Origin of the sequence: Streptomyces albidochromogenes, assembly GCF_005981925.1 — a bacterium.
Taxonomy (GTDB): Bacteria; Actinomycetota; Actinomycetes; order Streptomycetales; family Streptomycetaceae; genus Streptomyces; species Streptomyces albidochromogenes.
This window is the reverse complement of the sequence record NZ_VBVX01000057.1, coordinates 21,655-27,654: the sequence shown is the minus strand read 5'-3', so window position 1 is coordinate 27,654 and position 6,000 is coordinate 21,655. Positions and strand designations below refer to the sequence as shown.

Sequence of the window (6,000 nt, the reverse complement as noted above, 5' to 3'; positions counted from 1 at the left end):
ACCCCCACCGGCGCCCGCCGGAGGGACGCATGTCCGCTCCCGCCCCGGGCACGAGACCCACAAGGGCGTGGTGGGAGTGTCCCGGACCCGCACCACGCGGCCCCAGGTGTTCCGCCGTACAAGGGAGGCATCATGACAACCGCTCCGCCCCGGACGAGCGTTGTGACCGGCTGCCGCGACTGCGCCGGCCAGGCCGTGGAGACGGTCACCGTCATCTCCGTCTCCAATCACAACGCCGGGTGCATCGGCCAGCACATCGCCGACCAGCACGGGGCGGGCGCGCATACGCACTTCAGCGCGGACGGCGACTGCATCGTCGTACGCCCGCTGCCGGGGCAGCACATGGGCTGACTGCCCGGCCGAGCACGGAGGCTCGACGAACCGCCCCTGTCGCCACCGTCGGTTCGAACTGTGCCTGATCGTGGAACGGCCGGGCCCTTGCGAGGCGTACGCCGCGGAGAACCGGGGCCACGTGCGGGTGTTGCCGCACACACGGGCGAGACGGTCTTCGCTCACCACGTGCCACGTCCCCGGCCCACGCTCGGAAGAACGTCGGGCCTCTTGCCCGCAACCGTTCCCGGTCGCAAAATGACCGCGTGCGTACAGGTGAGGCGTACGGTGCGACTTCTCCTGTCGATCTCCCGTGTCCGCAGCGCGGACAGGGTGGTCGGTCGGCCGGACCTGGTGCGCATGGTCCATCGGCACCGGTTTCCCGAAGCAACACACCAAGCCGTAGGGTGCCACGCAACGGGCACTGACCATGTCACATCAGCAGTGAGCCACAGCACGGAAAGGCGACACCATGCATTCCGCAGCCACCACACCGGGCAGCATCGAAGAAACCACCACGCTCCTCGAAGCGGAACTCCCCCGGCTGGAGGAGCACCAGCAGTCACTGGAGAAGGAACTCGCTGTCGTCACCGAGCGTTTGGAATCGGTCCGTGCAGCGCTCAGCGCGCTGAAGGCCCTCTCCCAGGCACCGCAGATGCGGGAACCGGCCGTCGACGCCGAGCCGGAGGCCAAGCCGGCTCCGTCGGCCAGCACCGAGGCGGAGCTCGTCACGGGCCCCAAGGCCGACTCCACCGCTCAGGCACCGCGGACGCCGGACGACGAGCCCTCCGCGGCCGCCCCGGCTGCCACGCGGCGCCGTAAGTCCGCCAAGACGCCTGCCGGCACCAAGCGGAAGAGCGCCACAAGTGCCGCCAAGGAGCCCAAGCGCCGCCCGGCGGCGAAGGCGTCGCAGGCGAAGAGCGTGAAGGCGAAGCCCACCAGGAAGACGGCGGCTGCCGCCGCGCCCGACGAGCAGAGCGGCGGGCTGACCGAGCAGGTCGTGGCGGTGCTGGCCCGGTCCGGGCAGAGCCCCGTGCGGGCCCGCGATGTCGCGCAGGCTCTGGGTCGTGACGCGTCGACCGGCAGCATCAACGCCGTACGCAGCACGCTCGACCGCCTCGTCGCCACCTCCCGCGCCCAGCGCGCCGGCCGGGGTCTCTACCAGGCACCCGCCAACTGACCCGAGCCGGCACGGCCGCGCCGCTCGTCGCGCGCGAGGCGGACGGCGCCGCGCCCGCGCGAGTCCCGGCCGGGGCCGCTCAGGTCCGTGGATCGGTACGTTCGCGGTGTCATCGGCCGGGGGACCGCACCGACGGTGTGTCACCGTCGGGCCCCCCGCGCTTCAGTGCGCGGCGCCGGGCCGCTGTCCAGCGCAGGAGCAGGACAGTCGCCAGCAGTGCCGACGCCACACCGCAGTAGATCCAGGCGTCCGCACCGCCTCGGACGACTCCGAGCGCGGACCAGGCGGTCCACAGCGCCAACACCACGACCAGAGCCGTCCCCGCTATGTCGAGAAGCCGTGCGCGGAGTTGCTCGCGCTGCACGGTTCCCGGCTCCAGCGTGGACAGGGGACTGTCGTTCTGCTTCATGACCACCTCCGACCGTCGGGACCGAACCGCACACGCGGCCCGGCCTGCCGTTGCGTGTTCCCCCACGGATCAGCGATACGCGCTGCGACGGGCGGTTGATGACCGCTGGGTGCGGACCCGTCACGCACGGGGGTGGAGAAGGCGGCTTTCGTGGAGCACTGGGGTGCCACCGCGGAAGGCCCGTGCACGGTGCAGGGCTGCCCTCGTCGCCGTACACCGGACCGAACGACCGTCAGCTCAGGACCAGCAGGACGGCCAGCGCGATCAGCAGCGAGTCGATACGGTCGAGCAGGCCGCCGGAGCCGGGGAGCCAACTGCCGGCGTCCTTCACCCGCGCCCCTCTCTTGACCATGGATTCGAGAAGGTCGCCGGCCGGGCCACCGACCGCCACCGCCACCGCCGTCGGCCAGCTCAGCGCGGACAGTACGGCCAGTACGCCGATCCCGGCCGCGGCACCGCTCAGCGTCCCGCTCCACCGCTTGGCCGGTGACAGCGGCGACAGGCGCGGTCCGCCCAGCCCCCGGCCGGCGAAGTACGCCACGATGTCGGCCACCGAGACCGCCAGGAACAGGGCGAGCCCACTCGCCCCGAGCGGCACCAGCGCCGCCAGCACACTCAGCCATACCAGCCCGAGCAGGCCCGCGCCGAGCCGGCGCAGGCCCTGGTCGGCGTCGCCCGCGAGGAGGGGCACCGCGGCGATCGCGAGCGCCCCGATCGCTGCCGCCCGGAGCTCCTGACCGGGCGCCAGCCAGGCGGCCAGTACGACGCCCGCCACCGCGGCGGCGAGCACCGAACGGTCCCACCGGCCCAGCCGCATCAGCGCGCCGAACTCCATCGCCGCGATCACCCCGACCACGACGGCGACGGCCGCGGCGCCCGGGCGGCCCCACCAGAACGCGCCGGTCACCAAGGGCACTCCGACCGCCCAGGCGCACCACCGGATCAGCAGCTCGCGGCGCCGGGACGCCGCCACCGCGAGGCCGCCGAGTGCCAGCGCACCGCCCAGGTAGGGCGCCAGGGAGGCAACAGTGATCACCGAGCGGATCCGGCGGAGTGAACACCCGCAGGCAGCGGAACGCGTGGGGCGGCGCCCGGTCGCAGCACCTCCAGGGCGGCCCGGCACGCGGCCACGATCCGCGTGTTCTCCGCGGCGTCCTTCACCGCGATGCGCACGGTGCGTCCCTGGTACTCCGGCGACAACGGCGACAGGTCACGCAGGTACACGTCGTGCCGGCGGCACTCGCTCACCAGCCGCGCGGCGCTCGGGCCGCCGGAAGGCAGGGTGATGGTGAGGAAATTCGCCACGCCCTCCTCGACCACCACGGCCTCGTCCAGCGCGGTCAGGGCGGTGGCCAGTTGCCGCCGCAGCGCGTGGGTGCGAAGCCAGCAGTCGCTGTAGTACGCCGGGTCGCGCAGGGCCGCGACGGCGGCCAGTTGCGCCGGCAGACTGACCGGCCAGGGCGGCGTCCATCGACGTAGCCGCGCCGCGGTGGCCGGCTCCGCCACCAGGTACGCGGCCCGCAGGCCCGACAGCGCGTACATCTTCGACAGTGAGCTGCAGACGACCACCCGGGGGTCCGTCGCGGCGAGAGCGGCGAGCGACTCGGCCAGGCCGACGTACCCCAGGTAGGCCTCGTCGATCCACCAGCGGGTGCGGGCCGGCGCGGCGGCGATCACCTCGCGCAACTCCGCGGCCGGCGCGTGGCGGCCGGTCGGGTTGTTCGGGTTGACGACCACCACGAGGTCGTAGCGACCGGACTCCACGGCGGCGGACAGCCGGCCGGGATCGATCCGCCAGCCGTCCTCGCGGCGCAGCCGGAACCGGTCCACCCGGCACCCGATCACCCGCTCTGTGACGTGGGCGTACTCGCCGTAACCCGGGTCCATGAGCAGGACCCTGCTCTGCGGGGTCAGCCACTGGCCGAACGCCCTGAAGATCAGGTCGGACGAACCGGCGCCGACGGCGAGCGTCTCCACCGGCAGTTCCCGGGTGGCGGCGATCTCCGCGAGCAGCCCCTCGGCACCGGCCGGTGGCGAGGTCCGAGCGGCCCAGGCCGGGTCCTCCGCGAGCGCCGCACGCACCCCGGGGGCCGGCGGGAACCACGCGTCCAGCACGTCGGCCGCGACGATCCGCCGGCGCCGGTCCAGAGTGCGGAAGTCCGTACCGATGGCGGTGAACGAGGCGCCGCCGTGCTCGCAGCCGTCCGGCCGAGGGGCGAACTGCACATCCAACTGCCAGTCCACCTCGGTCCGCAGACGCTCCACCGTGGTGCGGTAACGGTCCATCGAGACCTTCGTCAGCTCGCTCACGCCGCCGGTCAGCACCTCGAACGTCAGCGCACCACTGCGCACGGTGTGCCCGACGGGGCGCAGACCGACGGCCCGGTAGAGGTCGAGCAGCTCGGTACGCCCCATCGCCACCACCCGGCGGCCGCCCCGGGCGGCGATCCAGCGCAGCGCCGCGTACATGAGCAGCGGTGCCACCGCGGTCGACCGCCAGCGCGGTTCGACGGTGAGGATGCGCACCTCGAACACATCCGCCTCGGTCAGCAGGGGAAGTTCGTCGCGGGTCAGGTACTTGTCCAGTGCGTACCGGCCCAGCCAGGGCGGAGTCAGGCTGACGAAGCCGATGCGAACCGGTCCCCGGGCCGCGACGAGGTAGACGTTCTCGCCGTCCAGTCCGTCGCGCAGCCTCCCGGCCGGATCCGGCGCGTGCTGCCCCAGCTCCTGTGCGTACACCCGGTGCCGCAGTTCGTGGATCCACTCCAGATCCTCCGGTGTGGCAGCGCGCAGTCGCAGATCGCGGGCCATGTGTACCTCTCTCGATGCGGCGGGTCGGTGACCCATCCTCCGGAGCAGAGGCCGGCGGCGGCAGGGGCGAGCCACCCACGTTGTCTGAGTACGCGTGCTCATGCGCGTGTGCGGCGGGTGCGGCAGGACCGGTTCAGGGCCTGAACTCCGTTCACCCCGACGAGTTCAGGACAGCTGCCGCAGCCACGAGTCGAGCTCCAGGTAGTCGGCGTCGGTCAGACCACGACGCGGGTCCACCCGGTGGAGCAGTGCGTGCCCCCGGTGGTGGGCCGCGACCCAGATCCGATCGGTGCCGGTGATCTCGTCGTCGACCCACGCGAAGGGGCGGCCCGCCGCACGCGCGATCAGGGCGCGGGTCTTCCAGTGCAGTCCGAGGCGTTCGTCCTCGTCGTCGGTGTCGGACGGTTCGGGCCAGCTCACCACGGGCAGCTCCGGCAGACCGATGCGCGGTGCGACGCACTCATTGGCGTCAGCCATCCACGTCGTCGCCCAGACCACTTCGCACGGGAGCGCCGCCAGGCGAGGTCCGTGCTCGGGGTTGAGCCTCGCCAGGAGCGGATGCGCGTCGGCGCCGGCTGACGCGGGGTCCGCCGCGAAGGTCGGAGTGTCCTGGGGCTCCCCGCCGAACGGGATGAGTGGTCCGTCGACATCGAGGAACAGCAGCGGGCGCTGCGCGGGGCCGGTCACGGCATCACGATAGCGAGGGAGATGACATCCCCCGGCACCCCCCACCCAAGCACCGGCACCGAGGCCATGGCGGCTGCGCCCTGCCTCGTACCGCTCCCCCGCCCGTATCCGCGAGTCGGGCTGCGCGCCCCCTCCCCGGCCGCCGGGGTGGAGGGTGTCGCCGCTCACCGTGGCGTTTCCTGGCGGTCGCCTGACAGACCGCCGGAAAGCGGGCAGGATCAACGTCATGACCGCAGAGATAAGTGAGCATCCACCCATCTACGACCGCTTGGTGAGAGAGCGCGGCGACGTGCTGGCCGAGACGCGCGCGGTAGCCGAGCAGACGCAACGAGAAGCGCGGCAGGCCCTGGACTGGAGCAGCGTGCGGATCGCCCACAGAGGTCGAGAGGAACGTTCCTTCTCGGCCTTCGGCTGAGGAGCTCGGCCATTGGCGCACGGGCGTGATCCATGTGTCACCCCCCTGCGACCGGAACCACGTACATGACGGGGGCGCCTGAGCGTCGCCCGGCCGGCTCCTTGGTAACCCGGCCGCGTGCGCTCAGGCCCCGAAGCAGCAGGAATGACCATCCTGTTCGGGGCACCA

General features: G+C 72.5%; 7 protein-coding genes. 3 read left to right on the top strand and 4 right to left on the bottom strand.

Annotated elements, in window-relative coordinates; all coding sequences use genetic code 11:
• Window positions 1-132: 132 nt before the first annotated feature.
• A complete protein-coding gene (locus E2E34_RS10770) occupies window positions 133-351 on the top strand; it encodes a hypothetical protein (protein WP_138901663.1) in 219 nt (72 codons plus the stop codon).
• 451 nt (window positions 352-802) lie between these two features.
• Entirely contained in the window at window positions 803-1,510 is a 708-nt protein-coding gene (locus tag E2E34_RS10765; RefSeq protein ID WP_138901662.1) for a hypothetical protein, read from the top strand.
• 109 nt (window positions 1,511-1,619) lie between these two features.
• On the opposite strand, the gene E2E34_RS10760 is transcribed toward E2E34_RS10765, so the two are convergent.
• From E2E34_RS10760 to E2E34_RS10745, 4 genes are all read right to left on the bottom strand, one after another.
• Window positions 1,620-1,919, bottom strand: coding sequence for a hypothetical protein (locus E2E34_RS10760; RefSeq protein ID WP_138901661.1), 300 nt, complete (start codon window positions 1,917-1,919; stop codon window positions 1,620-1,622).
• A 232-nt stretch (window positions 1,920-2,151) separates the two neighbouring features.
• Window positions 2,152-2,955, bottom strand: a complete 804-nt coding sequence (locus tag E2E34_RS10755) for a phosphatidate cytidylyltransferase (protein WP_208765200.1) — start codon at window positions 2,953-2,955, stop codon at window positions 2,152-2,154.
• Complete coding sequence (locus E2E34_RS10750; protein WP_138901660.1) at window positions 2,952-4,730, bottom strand: pyridoxal phosphate-dependent aminotransferase; 1,779 nt, start codon at window positions 4,728-4,730, stop codon at window positions 2,952-2,954. The genes E2E34_RS10755 and E2E34_RS10750 overlap by 4 nt, the downstream gene beginning before the upstream one ends.
• Window positions 4,731-4,895: 165 nt before the next feature.
• Window positions 4,896-5,417, bottom strand: a complete 522-nt coding sequence (locus tag E2E34_RS10745) for an HAD domain-containing protein (RefSeq protein ID WP_138901659.1) — start codon at window positions 5,415-5,417, stop codon at window positions 4,896-4,898.
• Window positions 5,418-5,643: 226 nt separating this feature from the next.
• On the opposite strand from E2E34_RS10745, the gene E2E34_RS10740 reads away from it, so the two are divergent.
• Window positions 5,644-5,832: a DEAD/DEAH box helicase family protein gene (locus tag E2E34_RS10740; RefSeq protein WP_138901658.1), complete on the top strand. Its 189-nt coding sequence runs from the start codon at window positions 5,644-5,646 to the stop codon at window positions 5,830-5,832.
• The last annotated feature ends 168 nt before the right edge of the window (window positions 5,833-6,000 follow it).